This window comes from Collinsella sp. AF20-14LB (assembly GCF_003459505.1).
Classification (GTDB): domain Bacteria; phylum Actinomycetota; class Coriobacteriia; order Coriobacteriales; family Coriobacteriaceae; genus Collinsella.
In genome coordinates this window covers 1-22,326 of sequence record NZ_QRWD01000002.1, presented here as the reverse complement: position 1 = coordinate 22,326, position 22,326 = coordinate 1, and the positions used below count along the sequence as shown (strand labels likewise).

Sequence of the window (22,326 nt, the reverse complement as noted above, 5' to 3'; positions counted from 1 at the left end):
GACATGACATGCAGCCCTATAATACCGCGAAATGCACGGAATATTCGGCGAACGGCTCAGTTTTCGTAGCGAGAAGCGCGGAACTTTCAATTGAAGCGATTTAACTCTATGTTCTGTGGTCGCGAACTTCCGTAGAGGGGGTCCGTCTTGGGCAAGCTTTTGGTCAGCTCTTGCAAGCGTTGCAGGGGTTGACCTGTTGCAACGGTGCCGTTCGCCGCCTGTTTACCGCCTTTGGCCGCGCGAGTGTATTGTTTTGCGTGAATGTTTTGATGGCACGCTTCAATCGTGCTGTATTTGATGGGGAGCGGATCCCGGCGAAGGGAGCGCCATGCAGCGCGTTTGGAGAACGGTCACCGGCTTTTACCATGTTTCGGCCCGTGGCATCGGAAAACAGATCATCTTTGAGACCGATGACGACCGGCGGGAGTTTTTGGAGCTGATGCGCGACTGCTGCCGCGAGGCCCAGGTGACGATTGTGGCGTGGTGTCTCATGAGCGACTGCGTGGATCTGGTGCTTTTGGATTACGAGGACGAAATGAGCGCAGCCATGCAGCGGCTGCTGTTGACGTATGCCCGTCGGTTCAATAAGCGCACTGGGCGCTCGGGCTGTCTATTTCGTGAACGTTTTGAGCGCCGCTCGCTCGATATCGACTCGCAGGTGATGGGGGCTGTTCGCTCTGTACACGCCGATCCGCAGGAGGCTGGCATCAGCTTAATCGAGCGCTATGCGTGGAGCAGCTTTGTCGAGTATCTACGGGCCTATGACAACGATATGACGAGGGGATTTTCCGACCCGTCTTGCGTGCTTGAGCTTTTTGGTTCTGCCAAGGCCTTTATTGCCTATTCGCTTTCGACGCCCGATGCCTGCGAGCCTGCGATGCCCGATCTGGAAGAGACGGAGTGGGAGCGGCACGCCTTTGCCGAAAAGCTGGCGAAGGGTCTCGGGGTTCCGCTCCACGAGGTTAAAGCCGCATCGTCGGCGCAGCGCAATATCGTTATTCTTGGATTGCATGATGCCGGATTTACGGTGCGTCAGATTGAGCGGTATACGGGGATTGGCAAAAGTACCGTTTCTCGTATTGTGCGCGCCCGTGCGCGAGCGGAGGTGCGGACTGGCGAAAACGTGGTGTAGGGCTACCTGTGCACCGCAGCCGGGGTTGCCCATATGCCACAACCATTGTAAAAGCTTGGTACGGTAACTGCGCATCTAGATTTGCATAGAACGGTCGCCTTCATGCATAAAATAACGGCTTAGTTAGGTTTAGCCTGTGCCTACCCCCGTCTACTCCGTGCAAAAAGCGGAGTATTCAGCATCGTGGTACTGTCGGCACCGTCGCAATCTTGAAACATACGGGCTCCGAAGCGATTTGTGCCTACCGATGAGCCTCCGAAGCTCATGTTTGCGCCCCCTGAGACCTCGATGCTTGTTCTAAATCGCAATGTAAAGGCGACTTGAGTTGTTGATTAACACTTCCGATGCGTATACACACAGCTTGGCGTGCTGAATACTCGCAAAAATGCACGCCGCACCCTAGGGGACCCGTCTGTGGCAGACGCAAAGCGAACCGGAGTCCAGCGGGGCAGGACATGGGACGTTGCGTGGAGTGTCCGTGGCCCTGCCGCAAGCCATTGGTGCTGTGGAGAACATCCGTGTTCGCGGTTGGCCGTTCGTTTAATGACAGACGGGGCGCCGGACGCGTGGACTGTGTGTACTCGTTATAAAAAAGCCGAGCCGCCCGTATCGGGCGGCTCGGCAATCAAAATCCTTGGATTTGGGGCATCCGCTACTGGTTAGCTTGCCCTTCGAGCATGCCGTCGAGGGTGCGCCAGGCGAGCTCGGCGCATTTGACGCGGGCGGGCATGTGCGAGATGTCCTGGAGCTGAGCGGCTTCGTCCAGGTCTTCCAGGTCCTCCTCGGAGAGCTGCTCGCCGCGGATCATGGCGAGGAAGAGCTCTGCCAAGCGGCGAGCTTCCTCGACGGTCTCGCCGGTGATGAGGTCGGCCATGATGTCGGCACTGGCCTGGCTGATGGCGCAGCCGTGGCCGGTAAAGGAGGCCTCCTCGATCACGTTGTTCTCGACACGTAGCTGCAAGGTGAGCTCGTCTCCGCAGCTGGGGTTGATGCCGTCGTGCTCGTGCGTGGGGGCGTCCATCTCGTACTTGTAGTCGGGGTGCGAGTTGTGCTCCATAAATGTGGTGGAGGTGTACAGATTACCCATTGAATGTGCTCCAAACGTGATGCAGACCGGCGATGAACTTGTCGATGTCGGCCTTGTCGTTGTAGAAGGCCACGCTGGCGCGGCAGCAGGCAAGGTTCTCGACGCCCAGCCAGGTGAGCAGCGGCTGCGCACAGTGGTGGCCGGCGCGAATGCAGACGCCGTCCATGTCCATGATGCTCGCTACGTCGTGCGGGTGGATGCCCTTGACGTTAAAGCTCACGACGCCGTGGTGGTTGTCCCAATAGATGGAGCCGATGATCTGTACAAAGTCGAGCTGCATGAGTTCGCCCATCAGATAGTGGACGAGTGCCTGCTCGCGGGCCTGGATGTTCTCGTAACCCACCGTGTTGACCAGGTAATCGAGTGCGGCGCCCGTGGCGAAGATGCCGGCGGCGTCCTGCGTGCCGGCCTCGAACTTCTCGGGGACGGGAGCCCAGACAGCGTCCTGCTCGGTGACCGAATCGATCATCTCGCCGCCGGTAAGCATGGGCGGCATGGCGTTGAGCAGGTCCATCTTGCCCCACAGCACGCCGATGCCCATGGGGCCCATGGCCTTGTGCGCACTAAAGGCAAAGAAGTCGGCGCCCAGGTCGGCCACATCGACCGGCATGTGCGGCAGCGACTGCGCGCCGTCGACGACCAGGTAGCCGCCGTACTTGTGCACGAGTTTGCCGAGGTTCTTGACCGGGTTCTCGACGCCCAGCACGTTGGAGACCTGTCCCACGGCTAGGATCTTGGTCTTGGGACCCACCTTGGCAAGAACCTCCTCGGTGGTGAGCTGGCCGGTCTTGGTGGGGTAGAGGTAGACGAGCTTGGCGCCGGTCTCGCGGCAGACCTGCTGCCACGGAATCAGGTTGGAGTGGTGCTCCATGATGGTGATGACGACCTCGTCGCCCGGTTCGAGCACTGTGGGCGCAAAGCTCTTGGCGACCAGGTTGAGCGACTCGCTCGTGTTGCGGGTGAAGACGACCTCGTTGGCCTGTGAGGCGCCGATGAGGTCAGCGATCTGCTGGCGGACCTTCGCGATGGCGTCGGTGGCCTCGACGGACAGCGAGTACAGGCCGCGCAGGGGGTTGGCGTTCATGCACTGGTAGAAGTCGCGTTCGGCGTCGAGCACACAGGCAGGGCGCTGCGCGGTGGCGGCGCTATCGAGGAAAGCGATCTCGGGGTGCTGCTGGAACAGCGGGAACTGGCCCTTGTAGGGGTTGGTCTCGATGTCCACGGTGGGCCAGCCGCGCGAAGCCTCGTCGCTGGCGTCGAGCTCCATGGGCTCGGGGGCAGTACAGGTGTCGCATTTAACGTGCTCGGTGTCGATCATGCGAGCTCCTCTTCAAAGTTGTCGATCAGGTTGTTGCCTAGGCGGACGACGGCGGCGCGGGTACGCTCGTCGGTGGCGGAAAGCGCGGCGTCCTCCAGTTTGGCGCGGATGAACAGGTCCTCGGCAGCGTTTTGGTCAAGGCCACGGCAGGCGAGGTAGAACAGCTGCTCGTCGCGGACGTGACCGATGGTGGCGCCGTGGTTGCCGGCGACGTCGTCCTCGTCACAGAGAATGACGGGAACGGTCTTGTTGTCGACGCCCTTGTTGGCCAAAAGCACCGTCTCGCGTTCGGTGCCGGTTGCACCCTTGCAGCCGTGCACGAGGTCGATGGTGCCACGGTAGACCTTCTTGGACGTGCCGGTCAGCACGCCGTTGGCGTCGATCTCGCACTCGGTCTTGCGACCGCGGTGGCGCAGCTCGTAGTTAAAGTCGCGCACCTGCTCGCGGGCGCCCAGGTAATCGGTATCGATGGTCACCTTGGCGGTGTCGCCCAGCAGGTCGCCGGCAAGGCCGGTGGCGCTGGCGCCGGCACCCAGGACGGTGTGCTGCACATTGACGCGCGCGCCCTCGTCTAGGAACAGGCCGGTGTCGTCGAGTGCGATCCAGCTGTCGTCGAGTGTCTGCGTGCAGGTCACGTTGACGGTGGCGTACTCGTGGGCGCACACACGCAGCACGGAGCCCACGACGCCCTCGCCGGCAACGGGGGAGTCCAGGGCTAGGGCGAGGTCGAGCGTTGCCTGCGGGCGGGCGACGACGTCGATGGCGGCAATCGCAGCCGCTGCGTCGACGCCACTCACGCGCACGGTAACGGCGGCGTGCTGGTAGGCGGGAACATCGATGACGATGCGCTTGGTGGCGTGCTCGGTCAGATACGCATAGGCAGCCTCGCCCATGCCGGTCTCGAAGGCCTCGGCAGGGGAGAGCTCCTCCTCGAGCTTGATGGCGCCGGCCTGGTAGACAGAGGTGGCGGGCACGTCGAGCTCGGTCTCGGGCGTGATGCGGGCACGGTCGGCAGCGTCGCCGGGGGCGGAGGCGCGGCGCTCGGGGAAGCGCTCGGCCATGGCGTCCATGGCGGCGTCGAAGGCGTCGGCCGAGCCGGCAAGCTGCTCGTCCAAGCCCTCGACCTCAACGGCCTCGGCGGGTGCGGCGGCAAGTTCGGCCGAAAGCTCGAGCTTAGTCTGGTTCATCTTGAGCCAGCCCCAAGTTGCAGCCGGCATCGCATTGACCTGCTCGAGCGTGGTGGCAGCGGTGTTCGTGGTCTGTTTCATTATCCGATCGCTCCTTCCATCTCGAGCTTGATCAGGTTGTTCATCTCGACGGCGTACTCCAGCGGCAGCTCCTTGGAGACCGGGTTGGCAAAGCCGTTGACGATCATGGTGCGGGCCTCTTCCTCCGAGATACCGCGGCTCATCAGGTAGAACACCTTGTCGTCGCCGATGCGGCCGATGGTGGCCTCGTGGCCGATATCGACGTTCTTGGCGCGGATGTCCATGGCCGGAATAGTGTCGGAGCGGCTCTGGTCGTCGAGCATCAGCGACTGGCAGCTCACGGTTGCCTTGGAGCCCTCGGCCTTGGGTGTCGCCACAATAGAACTGCGGAAGGTCTGAATGCCGCCACTCTTGGAGATGCCCTTGGTCTCGACGGTTGCCGAGGTCTCGGGCGCGTTGAGCACGACCTTGCAGCCGGTATCCAGGTTCTGGCCGGCGCCGGCAAAGGTAATGCCGGTAAAGCTCGAGCGGGCGCGACGGCCGTTGAGCACGCTCATGGGGTAGAGGTAGCCCACGTGGCTGCCGAAGGAGCCACTGATCCACTCGATGTCGCCGTCCTCGTCCACGCGCGCACGCTTGGTGTTGAGGTTGTACATGTTCTTGGACCAGTTCTCGATAGTCGAGTAGCGCAGGTGCGCACGCTTGCCCACAAAGAGCTCGACGGCGCCGGCGTGGAGGTTGGCCACGTTGTACTTGGGCGCGGAGCAACCCTCAATAAAGTGCAGGTCGGCATCGTCCTCGACGATGATGAGCGTGTGCTCAAACTGGCCGGCACCCTTGGCGTTAAGGCGGAAGTAGCTCTGCAGCGGGAAGTCGAGCTTGGTGCCCTTGGGCACGTAGACAAACGAGCCGCCCGACCATACGGCGCCGTGCAGGGCCGCAAACTTGTGGTCGGTGGGCGGGATGAGCGTCATAAACTTCTCGTGGATGAGCGGCTCCCACTGCGGGTCGTGCAGGGCCTCCTCGATGCCGGAATAGACGATACCCATCTTGGACGCGCTGTCCTGCATGTTGTGGTAGACCAGCTCGGAGTCGTACTGCGCGCCGACGCCCGCCAGGTAGCTGCGCTCGGCCTCGGGGATGCCCAGGCGCTCAAAGGTGTTCTTGATGTCGTCGGGCACCGACTCCCAGTCGTGCTTTTGGTCGGTGTTGGGCTTGACGTAGGTGACGATGTTGTCCATGTCCAGGCCCTCGATGGAGGGGCCCCACGTCGGATCGGGGAAGCGGTTGAAGATCTCGAGGGACTTGAGGCGCAGGTCGAGCATCCACTGCGGTTCGTCCTTCTTGGCGCTGATCTCGCGCACGATGTCGGGCGTGATGCCGGCGTCGAGGCGCTCGAATCCCTCCTCGCCATAGGTGAAGTCGTAGAGGCTGCGGTCGATGTCCGCGACCTCGGTGCGGTTCTTGGTCATTACGTCGCCCCTTTACGCCTGCTGCTCGGCAGCGGCGGCCTCGGCCTGGGCGCGCTGCTCGGCGGCCTCGCGCTCGAAGGTCTCAAAGCCGTTCTTGTCGATCCAGGGGATGAGCGAGGCGTCGTCCTCGCGCACGATATGACCCTTGACCATAACGTGGACGCGGTCGACATCCAAGTGCTCCAGGATGCGCGTGTTGTGCGTGATGATGAGCATGGAGCCGTCGCAGCTCTTGCGGTAGGCGTCCATGCCGTGGCTGACGGTGGAAAGCGCGTCGACGTCCAGGCCTGAGTCGGTCTCGTCCAGAATGGCGAGCTTGGGCTGCAGCAGCAGAAGCTGGAGCATCTCGACCTTCTTCTTCTCGCCGCCCGAGAAGCCCACGCCCAGCTCGCGGTTGAGATAGGCGGTATCCATGTTGAGCTCGGCCGCGAGCTCCTTGACGCGGCGGCGGAACTCCTTGCCCTTCATCTCCAGACCGGGGCGGCCGGCGATGCTGGCGCGCAAAAAGCTCGACAGCGGCACGCCCGGGATCTCGACCGGGGCCTGAAAGCTCAGGAACAGGCCGGCACGCGAGCGCTTGTCGGTGGTGAGCTCGGTGATGTCCTGGCCGTCAAAGATGATGCGGCCGTCGTTGACCGTGTAAACGGGGTCGCCCATGACCAGGTGGCCGAGGGTAGACTTGCCAGCGCCGTTGGGACCCATCAACACGTGGGTCTCGCCGGCGGCGACGTTGAGGTTGACGTTGTGGAGGATGGTCTTCTCGTCCACGGAGGCGGTCAGACCTTCGATGGAAAGCAGCGGATTTGCGCTCATGCTGTCCCTCTCTGTATATGGTGTACTCATAGGTGTACTAAACCCTAGGAATCTTCTCGGAATAAAGTTACTATGGGTTCGGCGTTAGTCAAGGGAAAACCCGACTAATCCACTCGACTTTTTAGATGAGGGACATAAAATCAGGTTTGTTTGTTCCGCTTGCATAGGATTTGGGACAAGCAAGCCTGGTTTTGTCCCAGTAACGATGGGAGGGTAGGTATGCTCATTTCTTCTAAGGGCCGCTATGCCCTCCGACTGATGATCTATATTGCGGCGCTTGGTGATGCCGAGGGCAAGATTGCCCTTCGCGAGGTCGCCGACCGCGAGCGCATTTCGCAAAAGTACTTGGAGCAGCTGGTCCGTCCGCTTATGAAGGCGGGCCTGCTTAAGAGCGTGCGCGGCAAGGGCGGCGGCTACATGATGGCCAAGGATCCCTCCGAGGTGCGTGCTGGCGACATCCTGCGCGCTGTCGAGGGCAGTACTGCTCCGGTGGCGTGCGATGGTATCGACAACAGCTGCGCCCGCAGCGATCTCTGCTCGACCGTCAAATTCTGGCGCGGTCTGGACGACGTGATCGAAAAGTACGTCGACGGCGTGTCGTTGGCTGACCTTGCTGCCGTCCCCGAGATTAACTTTGACATCAAGCTGTAGGTTGAGCGCAATCCCTTAAGATTTCGCGGAGGGTTGTTGCCGTTTACCGAGGGGTTGTTGTGCAACAACGGGTGAGCTGCAATACTTAATTCTATCTTTGCAAACTGCACTTTAACTACACCAATGCAGGGAGGATCTTATGCAGCCCAAGCATTCTGCTATTGTCGCGGGCCTGACGCTGGCGCTTTCGTTTGGCGCCGTTTCCGCGCCGGCACCCGCCGCTGCCGAGGAGCCCACGCCGGGCGTTGCCTCGGATGCGACCGATATCGATAAGGGTCTCTATACCCAGCAGTCCTTCTCGGGCGTGCTGAGGTCGGTCCAGGGCGTTTCGTTTGTTAACGTGACCCCCGAGATGAAGTACTTTACCAAGTACGAGAGCCACGGCAACTATAACCAGGGCTTTTCGTATGGCGACGGCTATAACGCGCTGGGTTATTACCAGTTCGACCGCCGATGGTCGCTCATTCCGTTTATGAAGCAGGCCTACAACTACAACCCCGAAAAATACAGCATGCTCAAGGATGCGATTGATCGAGGCAGCGAGATTTCCAACGCGAGCAATGCCATGTACGAGAACGGCCAGCTCACCGAGCTGGGCCATATCGCGCAGGATGCCTTCCAAGGTGCTTATAACATCGATCCTGTTGAGTTCTCAGCTCTTCAAGATGCCTATGCGTACAACTCGTACTATGCGGTGACCGAGGCGTGGCTCAAGAGTGGCCTGGGCATTGATATTTCGGGCCGTGCCGATTGCGTTAAGGGCATGGTGTGGAGCATCACCAACATGTGCGGCACCGGTGGCTGCAGGGACTTCTTCCGTTGGGCGAATCTCTCCAACGATATGTCCGACCGCGAGTTTGTGACGGCGCTTTCCAACAGTGTGGTCAATAACGTGGCGACCAAGTATTCGAGCCAGCCCCAGTATCATGAGGGCTGGAAGAACCGCTACCGCAATGAGCTGAAGGACTGCTTGGTTTATATCGCCGAGGACGAGGCCGCTGCGACGCCCGTGCAGCCCGAACCTACGCCGGCGCCCTCGCCGACGCCTGATTCGAATGACGACTCGAGCGACGATGCCAACGATGACAGGATGGATGCGCCCTCGACCGGTGCTGACGGTGATGGCTCTGCTGGTGGCACTACCAACAACGGCTCTACCTCGAACGGTTCCGATTCAAACGGCTCTGCTGCGGGCGATTCGTCTTCAAGCTCTGCCGGCAATACGGACAGCGACGCTTCTGGTTCGACCGGCGCTGGCACCTCTAACTCATCCACCGGCTCGAGCGATTCGTCCGTTGGCACCGGCTCTAACAGCGGCTCCGGCTCTGACGCAACCCCTGGTTCCGATGCTTCCAAGGATGACTCGAATAAGGCGCCGGACGTTCCCGTTGCTTCGCCGGACAAGAAGCCTTCTTTCTCCGAGCAGCTTGGCTCTACGCTGGGCTCTTCGCTGATGGCTGGCGTCAATAACGGCTCGACCCAGAACAAGGGCAACTCTGATCAGGTTTCCACGGAAAAGATCGAAGCCGCAAAGGGCGACTCCAAGGACAAGGCTTCCGAGAAGACCGAATCCGATAAGGGTTCTAGCTCTGAGGAGAAGAGCGACAAGTCCGAACAGAAGAAGGACGAGGATAAGAAGTCTGAATCTGAGGAGAAGGACAAGAGCAAGGCCGAGGGCGAAAAGAAACAGTCCGAAGACGACGACAAGAGCGGTGCTGACAACCAGGTCCAAGAGCAAAATGACTCCAAAACGGTGACCACCACGACCACGACGACTACAACTACCAAGTCCTCGGGCGGCAACATGCCCAAGACGGGCGATCTGATTGTGATGGCGAGCCTTGCCAGCGCGAGCTTGGCCACACTGGGCGCTACGTCTATCGTAAGTGGTAAGCATAAGCTCGATCAGCAGAAGAAGGCTTCTGGGGAGGACGGCTCGGAGGAGTAATCTTCTAGATCGTTTTCTATAAGAGTTTGGGACGGGGTCCGGTGCGGCGGCATCGGGCCCCGTTTTTGTTGTGCAACGATTTGTTATGCCCTCTCGGGGGTCTGCTGCTACCGTTGCCCGAAACGTTTGCATGTCGATATTGTTGCGCTCTACCCGCTCGCTACAATGGGCATCGTGCTGCGTTAGAAGGAGAGTTTACGGTGTCTGAACAGGCGAATTATGGTGTTGCTCATGCGTTTGGCGCACGGTTGCTCAGTTATGCGGATAACGCAGCTCTGCCGGTTGATGTACACGACTTTTCCGATGCAATCAATCGGTGTTTACTCGTCGATAAGACTATGTTTATTGCCGATATATTGGACAGCGAAGCACCTGTTGCGGTTTGCTGTCGGCCCAAGGGTTTTGGCAAGAGCATGAATCTATCGATGCTCAAATGCTATTTGGAACGACCTGATCACCGGCGGCCGGATCGAAGCCCGTTCGTCGGCTCCCAGATTTGGCAGGCGGGCGGCGGTCACTATCGTGATGAGTACGCGTGTTATCCGATCATCACGCTCGACTTTTCAGCTGCCGCTGCGGGGCGCGACGCCGATGCTGCGGCGGCTATTCGCAGCGCTGTCGCGAACGAGTGCGCCCGATTGCTGCCGCTGCTTGCCGCACCTGATCTGTCAAGACGTGAAGTCCGTCTTATCGAGAGGGCGGCGCGTGGGGTGGCCAGCGATAAGGAGATCGATGCGGCGCTTGGCGTGCTTATCAAGCTGCTCCAGGCAGCTTTCGATGAGCAGGTTGTTCTTCTGATAGACGACTACGACGCGGTATGTCCAAAGCGTTTGGACGCTAAGGACGACGGTAGCGTGGATTCCCTAGAGTCGCTCAGCCGAATGTTGTTCGACACCATTGCCGATGCCGGCGACTCGTTGCGATTGACGTGTCTGATGGGCGAGCGCCCCGGTCATGCCGAGTTTGCGTTGTCCCAACGTGGGGTTTCCTATCGGTCGGCGACAGCGTTGTCGAGTTGGTGTGATCGATGGTTCGGTTTTTCGGACGACGAAGTCCAAGTGCTGTTGGATTGCATCGGTCGCAACGGCTGTCTGGATGACGCGCGTGAGTGGCTCGAGGGCTATCTGTTTGGTGGTTTTTATTGCTCGAGCCCGGAGCGCGTGGTGGACTACGCACAGCGCGATTGCGTCGCGCCCGTTCGGGCGGATCTGTATGGTTACGCCGACCGTCTGAGCGCATGCGTCGGTGACTGGAATCTCATGCGCCTGTCCGCATTGTTCGATTTGGTTGAGCCGCATGGGTTTATTGAGGCGCCAGTGCATGTGCATGCCGAGGAGGTCGATGCCGCCAAGCCCGAAGATATCTGGACTGCGCTGTATCTGTCTGGATTTCTTACGACGGACATGACAGGGCATTCGGAGGACGGCGCGTGCCTTCGTTCCCTGCGCCTGCCTAACAACGAAGTGCGTCAGGCGCTCCGTCTTGTAATTCTGGAATGGTTTGAGTGCGCCGTTGAGGACGTTGGAGTTATCGACTCGTTCCATGACGGGCTGTGTCGAGGAGACGAGGACACTGTAAAGCAAGCTTTGAGCTGTGCTATCGGCGATCTGGGCATCGATGTGGGCCAATCAGATATGCTGACAGCCTATCATCTGGCGCTTCAGGGGCTCTGCTTTGGACTGCCCGGCTATTGCAATCCCAGCTCCAAGCGAAGTGGCGTCTCGGATCGCTGGGATATCCAGGTGATTCCCACCGGTCGGGTGTTTGACGTGGCCGACACGCTCGGCATGCTCGATGAGCGACCGCTCATTACGATCAACATGTTGTATGACCCTGGCGTCGATGCCCTGGGCCTGGAACTGTTAGCGGTTCAGGCGCTGCTCGACATAGAGCGCGACGGCATCGATGATATCCGCGTGCCGCGCCCCGCCGTCGGGCGCATGCGTTGGGGCTTTGGTTTTGACGGTCAGCGTGTGTCCGTGGTGTGTCAACGACTGTAGCGGCGGGCGAAAGCCCTTTACTACTCGGCGTCCTTCAGGGGCGGCATGGGCTTCCAGTCGGGATCCTTAACGATCTTGCGGGCGTCCTTCATGCCACGGCGCAGTGCCGGAATACCGGTCTTAAAGCACTTGTCAACGGCGGCCAGGCGAATGAATTCCTTGCAGAAGGTCGCGGCGTTGCCCAGACGGAACAGCACTGGGTGGTAGTCGCCGTAGATCTGCATGTAGCGTGCCAGATAACCGCGGTTGCGCATGATGTAGTAGCGGTTGGTGTCGCTCGTGGAGTTGAGCTGGCGCTTGCCGGCGATATCCCAGTTGGAGACGGCGCGGGCGCGCTTGAGCACCACGTCGGCAACAACGGCGGCGGGGAAGTGCTGGCTGGCCACGTAGCCATAGCAGGCATCGTCGCCGTAGATAAAGAAGCGCGCGTCGGGCAGGCCAATCTTGTCGACCACGCGGCGCGAGAACATGCCGCCCTCAAAGCACAGTTGGTTCATGGTGCGGTAGCCCTCGGGACCTAGATCCCACTTAGCGATGGGGTTAGGGATGCCGAGTGAAAGGATGAGCTGGTACTGCCAAAAGAAGGCGCCGCCGTCAAAGTCCAGGCGCGAGCCCTGGATGACGTCGTAGCGATCCGTCCACTTGGCCAGGCGCTCAATGCCCTCGGGGATGACGAGCACGTCGTCGTCCATCACCCAGAACCACTGAGCGCCCAGGTCGTAGGCGCACTTGGTACCGGCGGAGAAGCCACCCGCGCCGCCACCGTTTTCAAGCTGCGGGGCATAGATGACGCGGTCGGTGCCACCCTTTGCGTCGGGTTGATCGGTGTCGATGCCCCACAGGTTGGCCAAGCGCTCGTTAAATGCGGCGCACATGGCCTCGGTCTCGCGCGAATTCTCGTTATCGACGATCACGATGCGCCAAGGCGCTGCCGTGAGCTCGGTCATGGAGTCGAACAGGTTGGCCAGGAGTTCCTGGCGCTTGTACGTAACGACGACGATGGCGAGCTTATCGATGGGAGAGGGAAGGGTTGAAGGCATGGGGCAATATATCCTTTCACGCGCGGCGTACATGCGCTGCACGGAAGCTATCGAATACGTCCTTGGGACTGTCCTATTGTAAAGGCTCAGCGCACCTTGACGGCAAGCTTTGAATAAAACGCAGGAACCTGCCATGGGTATGGCGCATGACGTGGGGCTACTTTGCCCGCAAGAGACTCCATAGATTATATAAACGCCCGCTGGCGCGCTGACCCTTTGATACCATGAAACGACAGGTATTTCCTAAGGAGCACATTTGTCTACTAACGCCTCTGGCAGCCCTGTTCTGTCGCTGCTTATTCCCATTTACAATGTTCAGCGCTACCTGCGCGAGTGTCTCGATTCCGCCCTGGCGCAGACGCTCAAGGATATTGAGATCATCTGCATTAACGACGGGTCGACCGACAACTCGCCGGCGATTATCCGCGAGTATATGGAGCGCGATGGGCGCGTCAAGATGATCGACAAGGCCAACAGCGGCTACGGCGACTCGATGAACCACGGTCTGGAGATGGCGCGTGGCAAGTACGTTGGCATCTTGGAGTCCGATGACTTTATGGCGCCCGACGCACTCGAAAAGCTTGTCTCGGCCGCCGACACCAATAATGCCGACTTTGCGAAGGCGAACTTTGATTTCTACTGGTCTAAGCCCGAAGAGCGCCGTTCGCTGCACGAGATGTTTAAAGCCAAGGACTGTGGCAAGCCGGTGCACCCGAGCGATACGACGCAGTTCTTTAAGCAAAAGCCGTCGATTTGGTCGGCCGTGTACCGTCACGATTTTCTTGAGCGGAACGGCATTAAGTTCCTGCCGACTCCGGGGGCATCCTTTCAGGACACGTCATTCGCCTTTAAGGTGATCGCGTGCGCCGATAAGGCTGTTTACCTGCATGATGCCGTGTTGTCGTATCGCCAGGACAACGAGAATTCCTCGGTCAATTCTTCGGCTAAGGTCTTTTGCGTCAATTCCGAGTATGCCGAGATTGAGCGTTGGATTCGAGAGGATTATGCCCGTGACCACGCAGGTGATGACGTCGCGCGCATGCTCAAGTTCAATCAGCTCATTAAGTACGATTCGTACATGTGGAACTACGTGCGCCTGGCGCCCAAGTTCTATAAGGAGTTCCTGGTGCAGATGGCCAAAGAATTTCAGGCGGCTTTGGACGCGGGGGAGTTTTCGCTTGACGACCTCAAGCCGTGGAAGCGCGCAATTCTCGCTGCCATCCTCAAAGATCCTGAGGGCTGGGTTGACGAACATCCGCACTTTGCAACGGATGGAGCCTTGGGACGCGCCAAATACTACGCATCGGTTGGAGGCCCAGGCGTGGTCGCCGCCTTCCTCATCGAATCGCTGAGGGGGTAGGTCGGCATGGAAGAGGCCTCGTGTCCTAAAGCTACCATTGTCGTCCCCGTTTACAACTCTGCGCGCTCCATTCAGCGATGCCTCGATTCGCTGTTGGCCCAGTCCGAGTGCGCGATTCAGGTTGTCTGCGTCAACGACGGTTCGACTGATGATTCGTCGAACGTGTTGCACCAGGTCGCGCAGGCCGACGATCGTGTACTGGTGATTGACCAGGAAAACGCGGGCGTCTCGTGCGCTCGAAACGCCGGTATCGATGCCGCCGAGGGCGAGACCGTCTTTTTTGTAGACGCCGACGATTACATCGATGCGCAGACGGTCGAGCGCGTGCTGCATGCCATGGAGTCTGCAGATGCCGAGGCCGCCGTTTTTGGCGGCGTCTGTGAGCCAGCCGATGCTGCCCCTAAACGCGTCCAGCAACTCATGAGCCCCAAAGCCGGTACCTTCGGCGCCCGTGATCCCCAACTGCTGTTCCATTCGAATGCGCAGCCCTATGCCTGCCGTGCGGCTTTTTCGCGCGAGCTACTCAACCGCGAAGGCATTCGCTTCGCCCCCGGTTTGGCTTTGGGCGAGGACGTTGTCTTCCAATTTGCGGCCTATGCGCTTGCCCGCAAGACCGTTGTCATGCCGGACAAGTTCTACCACTACGTGATGGAGAGCGAATCGGCGACGCACGAGTTCAACAGTGCCGGGGCTCGCGCCAAAAAGCTTAACGCCCACATGAGGATGCTCGAGGAAGTCTTGGAGGACTGGTCGGCCTACGGTCTTTTGGACCTGTGTCCCGGTGAGCTGATAACTTGGTTTTTGGACCTCATTGTGTTCGACCTGGCGCGCTTGGATGCCGATGACTTCCATCGCGTGGCGGCTCGCGTCAACATGGACCTCACGACGTTTTTGGGAACGGAGTGGGTGGATATGCCTGCTAAGGGTGCCGTTTGTCGTGTTGCCCACAAGCTCGTTGCGGCGACCTCGGGCGTTTCGATGACAGACGCCACGATGTTCTATCTTTCGACTCGTGGTCTCAAAGCCTGCCTGGAGCGCTTTCTCTAATTCCAAGCGCTGCCGCCCGCCGCAACTCGGCTGCTAAAATAACCCTGTTACACGCTATTCAACAGGAGGTTCTCTTGCAGAACTCTGATACCCCTAAAGTTTCACTGCTTGTCCCCATTTGCAATGTCGAGCGCTACCTGCGCGAGTGCCTCGATTCCGCCGTGGCACAGACGCTCAAAGACATTGAGATCATTTGCATTAACGACGGTTCTACCGATAGCTCGCCAGATATCATCCGCGAGTACATGGAGCGCGACCCCCGTGTAAAGATGATCGACAAAGCCAACAGCGGCTACGGCGACTCGATGAACCGCGGCCTGGAGATGGCGCGCGGTGAGTACGTGGGCATCCTTGAGTCCGATGACTTTATGTTTGAGGATTCGCTCCAAAAGCTGGTCGCCAAGGCCGATGCCGAGCATGCCGATGTGGTGAAGGGCGACTTTTACCTGTATTGGTCCACGCCCAGCGAGCGCCGTGAGCTGTTTGGGATCATCGACGAGCATATGACGGGCGCCGCGTATCGCCCCGTCGATCGCCCAGGCATCTTCTACCGCAAACCTTCCATTTGGTCGGCTATCTATCGGCGCGAGTTCCTCAACGACAATCAGATTCGGTTCCTTCCCACGCCGGGTGCCTCGTATCAGGATGCGGGTTTTAACTTTAAGGTCTGGGCATGCGCCGAGCGTGCCGCGTTTATTGCGGACCCCATTTTGTGCTATCGCCAAGATAACGAGAAGAGCTCCGTTAATTCGCCCAACAAGGTGTTTTGCGTTTGCGACGAATATGCCGAGATGCAGCGCTTTTTGGATGAACGCCCCGAGCTTAAGGCTCAGCTTCAGGGCATTTTAATGCGCATGAAGGTCGATACGTACCGTTGGAATGATGAGCGCCTGGTCGATGAACTGCGCGAGCAGTTTTGGGAGAAGGCCTCTCCCGAGCTCAAGTCCGATTGGGATGCCGGTCGCTTTGACCTGTCGCTGTTCGATCCGCGTGGCGAGACCGACTTGCGCCTGATGGTCAAGTCGCCCCGAGCCTATATCGATTCGCGCTTTGGCTTTAAAAAGCCGGGCAAGATCAATACGTTTAAGCACTATTTTAAGATTGGCGGCCTGCCGCTGGTCTGGCGCGTGCTGACGTATCAGCGCACCTACGGTGATAACCCGCACCCCGATGACGTTCCGGTCGCACAGTAGGAGCACTTGACTATGGCTACCCCCAAGATTTCCGTTGTCGTTCCCATCTATAACGTGGAGGAGTGCCTGGCCTGGTGCCTGGACTCCCTGCTTGCGCAGGACATGCCCGATTGGGAAGGCGTGCTGGTCAACGATGGCTCGCCGGACGGCTCGCGCGATATTGCGGCTACCTATTGCGAAAAGGACGCGCGCTTTACGCTGGTCGATAAGGAGAACGGCGGCCTGTCGAGCGCGCGCAATGCGGGCATTGCCGCGTCCACGGCGCCTATCGTCGCGTTTTTGGATTCCGACGACCGGTTTACGCCCGATGCGTGCCGTGTGATCGTCGATGCCTTTGAGCGCGAGGATTGCGACGTATTGACCTTTGGCGCGAATCCGTATCCGCTCGAGGCAGGGTATCCGTGGCTTAACTATGTGCTGAGCCCGCGCGATGTGTCGTTTGAAGGCTATAGCTCTGACCTGCTGTTTAAGGAAGCATCTCGCCCCTTTGCATGGCGCACCGCCTGCAAGCGTGAGTTTTTGCTGGGTAACGGGATCGTGTTCGACGAAACCGTCAAGTATGGCGAGGACCAGGTCTTCGATTTTGCCGTGTACGGTCGTTCGCGTAAGACCGCGCTTATCTCGAACAAGCTGTATGACTATCGTGTCGCGCGCAAGGGCTCGCTTATGGACACTATGCGCTATGACGACGAGACGCGACTGCTGGAGCACGTGAAGATTTACTCTGCGGTGATGGCTGACTGGCAGCGCGACGGTCTCGATGTACAGCATGCCGAGGACCTGGCGTACTTCCTATGCGATCTGGTGCTGTACGATGCGCTCAGGTTGCTGGGTTCGGGCTGCGGCAAGGTGTTTGCTGCCGTTGCCACGGCGCTTGCCGGTTCTGCCGTGGGTAGCGATGCTGCGCTCGCACAATGCGCTCCTTCTGTTGCCGCTATGGTGCGTGCGGCGCTTGCCGGCAAGGCCCCCAATGCCCGTGAGTGCAAAAAGCTCATGTTCGATTACGACGTCTTGAGGTTTGGGCGTCTGGGTGCCTGCAAGCGCATGGCAGCGAACGCCCTGGGAAAGCGAGAAGTGTAGATGAGTATCAAGCGTTTGGCACTTTGCCGCAGTCAGGGCCGTCTGTTTGTGCTGCTTCGTTTTGCCGGTCAGGATGTCGCCGCGCTTATTGAGCGGGAGGGTTCTCAAGCGTTTGCCCATACGACGACGAGCGGTTCTTCTGTGCCGTCGCTGGTGCTCCCGGTCGATCATGGCCGTGTACTGGCGCTTTGCCCTTCCGTTTCCGATTACGAGCGCGAGCTCGCCGTCTTGGTGCTTCCCTTTCTGGACGGCTCTACGATTGACGTCACATTTGCATCCGGTGACCAAAGGTTGGGCTCCATTCGCCTCGATAGCCGCGTGGCCAAGCTGGAATCCAAGATTAACTACAAAGCTAAGCCTGCGCTGTGTGCGCTTATCCGCGATGCGCAACGTGGCGAACACTGCGGCCTCTACGAGATCGATGCCATTCGCTATTTGCCGGCAGACGCCGGCGCGGTGTGGCGCTATGAGGTTACCTGGGCGGGAGACCCCCAGTGCGCACCTGAGCTCCTGATCTTCGATACGCATATGAACGCCATCGATGCCACCGTGCATGTGTTTGAATCGCAGTTCGATGTGCCGCAGCGCAACGGTTGCCGCGTCAATAAAACGTATCTGAGCGTAGAGATGCCTCGGAATATACGAGATTTTGTCGCGATTGTGAGCGATCCCACGGGCCTAATCCAGAGCGGTTTTTGCGCCATGGATGGTCGCCTGTACAACGGCATGGTTGACGACAGCTGGAACCGCATGAAGGATGCGCGTGCAGACGACGCAGCTTATCGACGTTGGTTTGAGCAACATCGCGCAAAGCCGGGCGATATGGCGTGCCAGCGTGTCGCTTCGGCGGCCTTTGCCTATAGGCCGCTCGTGAGCATTGTGGTGCCGTGCTACAAGACTGATCGGGTCTACCTGCGCGAGCTGCTGGACTCGGTGCTAGCCCAGAGCTATGACAACTGGGAACTGCTCCTTATGGATGCCTCGCCTGAATGGGATGCGGTGGCCAATCTTGCGGCGGATGCCAATGACGAGCGCATCCGTCGCATCGAGCTTCCCGGCAACGGCGGCATTGTGGTCAACACCAACGCTGGTATTGAGCAAGCGACGGGCGACTACATCGCGTTCTTGGACCATGATGACATCCTGGAACCGGACGCGTTATTCCACTATGTTTCCGCGCTGAATAAGGCGGTTGAGGGCGAGCGTCCCCAGGTCCTGTTCTGCGATGAGGACATGTTCCAGAAAACGGGGGAGTGGGGCCAGCCGGTCTTTAAGACTAAGCTCAACGTCGACCTGCTCTATAGCCATAACTGCGTGACGCATTTTCTGATGGTGGAGAAGGCACTCATCGACCGTATTGGCATGTCGCCGGAAGACGTCGCGGGCGCCCAGGATTACGACCTTACGCTTCGCTGCCTTGCAGCTGGCGCGCGCTTTGAGCACGTTGCACATGTGCTGTATCACTGGCGCGTGCATCCCGGTTCAACTGCCGATGGCTCTGCCGATAGCAAGCCGTATGCTATTGAAGCCGGGCGCCTTGCCCTTCAGCGCCACTTTGACTCGCTGGGCATTTGCGGAACGGCCGAGGAGGCCGATACGCCGTTTGTCTACCGCATGCGCTATGCGCTGCCGGAGCCTGCGCCGCTGGTGAGTATTGTGATTCCCACCAAGGATCACATTGAGACGCTTGACGCCTGTGTGATGTCGATCGCCCATAAGGCAACGTATGCCAACTACGAGATCGTCTTGGTGGAGAACAACAGCGAAGCCCCGGAGACGTTTGCGTATTACGAATCGCTGCCGGAGCGCGTAGCCGTTGCATCTGACGGTAAGGGTGCTGTGCGCGTTGTGTACTGGCCGGGCGAGTTCAATTACTCCCAGATCATCAACTTTGGTGTTGAGCATGCCAAGGGCGACTATCTGCTGCTGCTGAACAACGATACCGAGGTCATAAGCCCCGACTTTATCGAAGAGATGATGGGGTATCTACAGCGTCCCGATGCGGGCGTGGTGGGCGCCAAACTCTACTTTGCCGATTATCTGGTGCAGCATGCCGGCATCTTGGTTGGCGTGCGTGGCGCACTTGCCCATGCCAACCAGGACTTCTCGGCAAGGCGTGAGGGCTACTATGAGCGCGCAGTTCGCCCGAGCAATTTTAGCGCCGTGACGGGTGCCTGTCAGATGGTGCGACGCGACGTATTTGAGCAGGTCAGGGGCTATAACGAGGAATTCGCCGTTGGCTTTAACGACGCAGACTTTTGCCTGCGCGTGTGGGAGGCCGGCTATCGAACCATCTTTACGCCCTATGCCGAGCTGTACCACTACGAGTTCACCTCGCGCGGCAGGGAAGAGGCCAACGAGGAAAAGCTGCGCCGCTGGAAGCGCGAGCAAGCCCTGTTCATGCAGTGCTGGCCTGAGTTCTTCTTGACGGGCGATCCGTGGTTGGGGCCGAACTTATCCGCTGAGAGCGAGTATTTCTCGATCTAGCGCGAAGTGATTCCGAGTTTGGGTAGCGATTCAGCAATCGTGTTGAGCTCATGTTGCTGTAGGTAGGCGGGATTGAGAGCTTCTTTTCTATAGGCTAGGTAGCTGTCTCTGGTCAGTTCCCTAAGCTGTTTAGTAAAGAACTGCTCCCAACTGAAGAACTTCTCGCAGTCGATGAAATCGGCAGGATGAAGGAGCATGTCTTGCGTTTCGACATCGTTGAAGAGTCCCGATCTCAGCACAAGCCATTCAAACGATTCCGGCAAAAAGAGCTCGATCTCCTTAAATCTCCTGAGCGAATAGACATAGGGCATCTCGGGCCCAAAAGCGGCCCCATCTGCAATTACGAGCAACTTTTGGGCTGGGGAGCTCAGAGCGGTTTCGTATATGTTTGATTTGCCACCGGCACTTACGCAGCGAATTTTACTTTTGGCGCACAGGACTTTAAAGAACTCATAGCCGGCATTGCTGTCTTCGACGATGACTTCTTCTGGCCGATCTCCATCGTAGGGCTCGTCTCCGTAAATGCGGTAGCTAGAAGTGTACGTGCGTGTGTAGACAGGATATTTTGTTGTTGCCCTGTTGGTGTTTTTGAGGCCATAGATCTCATCCACGCTATAGGGGAGCTGGGGCAATTCGTCCCTCGCAACGATGACGTAGTAGTTAGAACTGTGTCGAGCTGCATGCTGGAATGCATGGCTCCTTACGAATTTTTGCGTATCGTCCACAAACACGATGCTGTTATCGATGCGGCTGAGTTGCGCTTCCCAATCGATGCCGCCGATGACGCGGCAGGGGGCTGCGCAATTAACGATTATCCCGCTTTGGGCTCCTAGGTTTTCGTATGCACGGAGACTGTCCAGCAGGGTGGTTTTGCCTGTTGCGCTTTTGCCTTGGATGATGGTGAGGTTTCGGCGAATGGTGAGTTTGACCTGGACTTTATTGGTCCTTACGGTCAGCTGGTATTCCCCTCTCATGCTCGAGCCTCCCTCAGACATTTTGCCGAGATAAGGACAAGCTCATCCATGGTATGAACAATCTGTCCGGAATTGATGACACGGGCTGTAAAACGTGCTTTGCCAAAATCCATCATATGGTAGAGGTTGATGGTGATGTCATGTTTGGAGGCGATGCGCAAGATCCAATAGGCGCAATTATCTCCGCAGGTTGAGGCGTTGTAGAGGTTTTGAGGCATAAAGAGCATCAGTAGAAGTGTTTTGGTGCCCGTTGATAGTTTCTCTGGCGGAATAACGCCAAGCACCTTGGTGTCAATTGCGTTTGCGCCAAGAACAGTGCCATTATCAATAGATTTGATAATGCGCTGTGACAGGGGATCTTGCAGCCAAGAGGGAGAATAGCTGTAATCAAAGAATGTCGACGTGTCATAAATCACATCGTCTCTGTCGCCGTAGTGAATGCTGAGCATTGTTCCTCCATGGTTGCCTGTTGCGACTACTTTACCATGTTGGGGTCGATTTCCCTCAAGCCGTGGATAACGGGTCAATCAGCACACCTGTTAGAGCGAGCCGATGGCTTTTAGAGGTGTACAGACTTTCTATTCTGCGGTAATTGCCCGTCTCAATATGTTGGATGCAGCAGATCGAGACCAACGATATTCCGCGATAAACTTATACAACACTATATAGGTTTATACAAACTTATATAAACCGATAAATCGCGATATAACTTACGATAGGAACATAGAATTACGATTTGACGCGAAACGACAGATTGAAACGTTTGAGGCTCTTAAGAAGTCTCTCGTACGGGGGTATTTCGGCAAATGTCGAGAATTGCCTTGTGATGTTGATTGTAAAGCTGTTGCAGGAGGTAGACATGGCAACACTTCGGACTTCTTGGCTAAATGAGCCCCTGCCGCCTCAGATTCTGGAAGACTCTAGTTGGATGCGTATAGTTCATTTTTTCCTGATTGAGTCTCCCTGCCCGGGTCAGAGCAACCGTAAGAATAACGACATTGATAAATGGGCGCCCGCCCCTTGGGTGGGGACTCGAAGCTTAAAGACTTCTCTAAATCAAGCCATATTTAGTCGCAGAGATGTTGATGTGATGCTTTCGGTAGGGAGCAAGAAAGAATTAGAGGGCGCCTGCAAAAAGCTAAACTTGGATGAGCTTTTTTACGAAAATGTTGATGATCAGCGTATGGTGTTTGTGTAAGTTAATTCAAAGGGCAATACGAGCAAATATATGAGTTTGTTTTATCACATAAGGAATGCTCTCGCGCATGGTCGTTTTGCATTTAAAACCGACTCATTAGAGCGTTTTGTGTTTATTTTTGAGGACGGAACCGTTGCATCCGATTGTAAGAAGTTTAATTTGACAGCGCGAGGCGTGATTAGGCTTAATTCTTTGATCCTGGCGATTGATACCATACAAAAGGGGCCTGGAAAAACGGTTGATATAAAAGAGAAAATCCTCGCAGCAGGTAGCGTGCAGAGATGTGGTGTAAGAGGCGGGGCATGCCCCGCCTCCGCC

The 22,326-nt window shown here is 58.0% G+C and carries 19 protein-coding genes; 11 read left to right on the top strand and 8 right to left on the bottom strand.

What is annotated here, in order from left to right:
• Nucleotides 1-328: 328 nt before the first annotated feature.
• A complete protein-coding gene (locus tag DWX63_RS01385) occupies nt 329-1,132 on the top strand; it encodes a transposase (RefSeq protein ID WP_117842590.1) in 804 nt (267 codons plus the stop codon).
• Between the two features lie 652 nt (nt 1,133-1,784).
• Here the strand turns inward: DWX63_RS01385 and sufU are convergent.
• Genes sufU through sufC form a run of 5 tightly spaced genes read right to left on the bottom strand, consistent with a single transcriptional unit; the run spans nt 1,785 to nt 7,030 of the window.
• The gene (gene sufU / locus DWX63_RS01380) at nt 1,785-2,219 is read right to left on the bottom strand and encodes a Fe-S cluster assembly sulfur transfer protein SufU (protein WP_055252288.1); all 435 of its coding nucleotides are present in this window, start codon (nt 2,217-2,219) and stop codon (nt 1,785-1,787) included.
• Complete coding sequence (locus DWX63_RS01375) at nt 2,212-3,537, bottom strand: aminotransferase class V-fold PLP-dependent enzyme (RefSeq protein WP_199411058.1); 1,326 nt, start codon at nt 3,535-3,537, stop codon at nt 2,212-2,214. The genes sufU and DWX63_RS01375 overlap by 8 nt, the downstream gene beginning before the upstream one ends.
• The gene (locus DWX63_RS01370) at nt 3,534-4,805 is read right to left on the bottom strand and encodes a SufD family Fe-S cluster assembly protein (protein ID WP_117629104.1); all 1,272 of its coding nucleotides are present in this window, start codon (nt 4,803-4,805) and stop codon (nt 3,534-3,536) included. The genes DWX63_RS01375 and DWX63_RS01370 overlap by 4 nt, the downstream gene beginning before the upstream one ends.
• Nucleotides 4,805-6,217, bottom strand: coding sequence for a Fe-S cluster assembly protein SufB (gene sufB, locus DWX63_RS01365; RefSeq protein WP_117842589.1), 1,413 nt, complete (start codon nt 6,215-6,217; stop codon nt 4,805-4,807). Before sufB ends, DWX63_RS01370 begins: the two co-directional genes overlap by 1 nt.
• A gap of 12 nt (nt 6,218-6,229) precedes the next feature.
• Nucleotides 6,230-7,030, bottom strand: coding sequence for a Fe-S cluster assembly ATPase SufC (sufC, locus tag DWX63_RS01360; protein ID WP_117842588.1), 801 nt, complete (start codon nt 7,028-7,030; stop codon nt 6,230-6,232).
• Nucleotides 7,031-7,249: 219 nt separating this feature from the next.
• Between sufC and DWX63_RS01355 the strand changes: the two genes are divergently transcribed.
• The 3 genes from DWX63_RS01355 to DWX63_RS01345 all read left to right on the top strand — a co-directional run bounded on the left by DWX63_RS01355 (nt 7,250) and on the right by DWX63_RS01345 (nt 11,629).
• A complete protein-coding gene (locus DWX63_RS01355) occupies nt 7,250-7,681 on the top strand; it encodes an Rrf2 family transcriptional regulator (protein ID WP_117778422.1) in 432 nt (143 codons plus the stop codon).
• Between the two features lie 139 nt (nt 7,682-7,820).
• Entirely contained in the window at nt 7,821-9,629 is a 1,809-nt protein-coding gene (locus DWX63_RS11185; protein WP_158559583.1) for a hypothetical protein, read from the top strand.
• A gap of 41 nt (nt 9,630-9,670) precedes the next feature.
• A complete protein-coding gene (locus tag DWX63_RS01345; protein ID WP_370445863.1) occupies nt 9,671-11,629 on the top strand; it encodes an AAA family ATPase in 1,959 nt (652 codons plus the stop codon).
• 20 nt (nt 11,630-11,649) lie between these two features.
• Here DWX63_RS01345 and DWX63_RS01340 read toward each other — a convergent pair whose 3' ends face one another.
• The gene (locus tag DWX63_RS01340) at nt 11,650-12,669 is read right to left on the bottom strand and encodes a glycosyltransferase (protein WP_117842586.1); all 1,020 of its coding nucleotides are present in this window, start codon (nt 12,667-12,669) and stop codon (nt 11,650-11,652) included.
• A 256-nt stretch (nt 12,670-12,925) separates the two neighbouring features.
• Between DWX63_RS01340 and DWX63_RS01335 the strand changes: the two genes are divergently transcribed.
• The 5 genes from DWX63_RS01335 to DWX63_RS01315 all read left to right on the top strand — a co-directional run bounded on the left by DWX63_RS01335 (nt 12,926) and on the right by DWX63_RS01315 (nt 19,836).
• Complete coding sequence (locus DWX63_RS01335; RefSeq protein ID WP_117842585.1) at nt 12,926-14,029, top strand: glycosyltransferase; 1,104 nt, start codon at nt 12,926-12,928, stop codon at nt 14,027-14,029.
• A gap of 6 nt (nt 14,030-14,035) precedes the next feature.
• Entirely contained in the window at nt 14,036-15,076 is a 1,041-nt protein-coding gene (locus tag DWX63_RS01330; protein ID WP_117842584.1) for a glycosyltransferase, read from the top strand.
• A gap of 74 nt (nt 15,077-15,150) precedes the next feature.
• Nucleotides 15,151-16,269: a glycosyltransferase family 2 protein gene (locus tag DWX63_RS01325; RefSeq protein WP_117758323.1), complete on the top strand. Its 1,119-nt coding sequence runs from the start codon at nt 15,151-15,153 to the stop codon at nt 16,267-16,269.
• A 12-nt stretch (nt 16,270-16,281) separates the two neighbouring features.
• Nucleotides 16,282-17,349: a glycosyltransferase gene (locus DWX63_RS01320; RefSeq protein WP_117842582.1), complete on the top strand. Its 1,068-nt coding sequence runs from the start codon at nt 16,282-16,284 to the stop codon at nt 17,347-17,349.
• Entirely contained in the window at nt 17,350-19,836 is a 2,487-nt protein-coding gene (locus tag DWX63_RS01315) for a glycosyltransferase family 2 protein (RefSeq protein WP_117842581.1), read from the top strand.
• Here the strand turns inward: DWX63_RS01315 and DWX63_RS01310 are convergent.
• Entirely contained in the window at nt 19,833-20,810 is a 978-nt protein-coding gene (locus DWX63_RS01310; protein ID WP_117842580.1) for a translation initiation factor 2, read from the bottom strand. The genes DWX63_RS01315 and DWX63_RS01310 overlap by 4 nt on opposite strands.
• Nucleotides 20,807-21,259 carry a DUF4869 domain-containing protein gene (locus DWX63_RS01305; RefSeq protein WP_117821341.1) on the bottom strand — a complete coding sequence of 151 codons (453 nt, stop codon included), beginning with the start codon at nt 21,257-21,259 and terminating at the stop codon, nt 20,807-20,809. Before DWX63_RS01305 ends, DWX63_RS01310 begins: the two co-directional genes overlap by 4 nt.
• A gap of 410 nt (nt 21,260-21,669) precedes the next feature.
• On the opposite strand from DWX63_RS01305, the gene DWX63_RS01300 reads away from it, so the two are divergent.
• Nucleotides 21,670-22,008: a hypothetical protein gene (locus DWX63_RS01300; RefSeq protein WP_147336045.1), complete on the top strand. Its 339-nt coding sequence runs from the start codon at nt 21,670-21,672 to the stop codon at nt 22,006-22,008.
• 30 nt (nt 22,009-22,038) lie between these two features.
• On the top strand, nt 22,039-22,326 hold a 288-nt coding region (locus tag DWX63_RS11450; RefSeq protein WP_233514430.1), incomplete at its 3' end, for a hypothetical protein.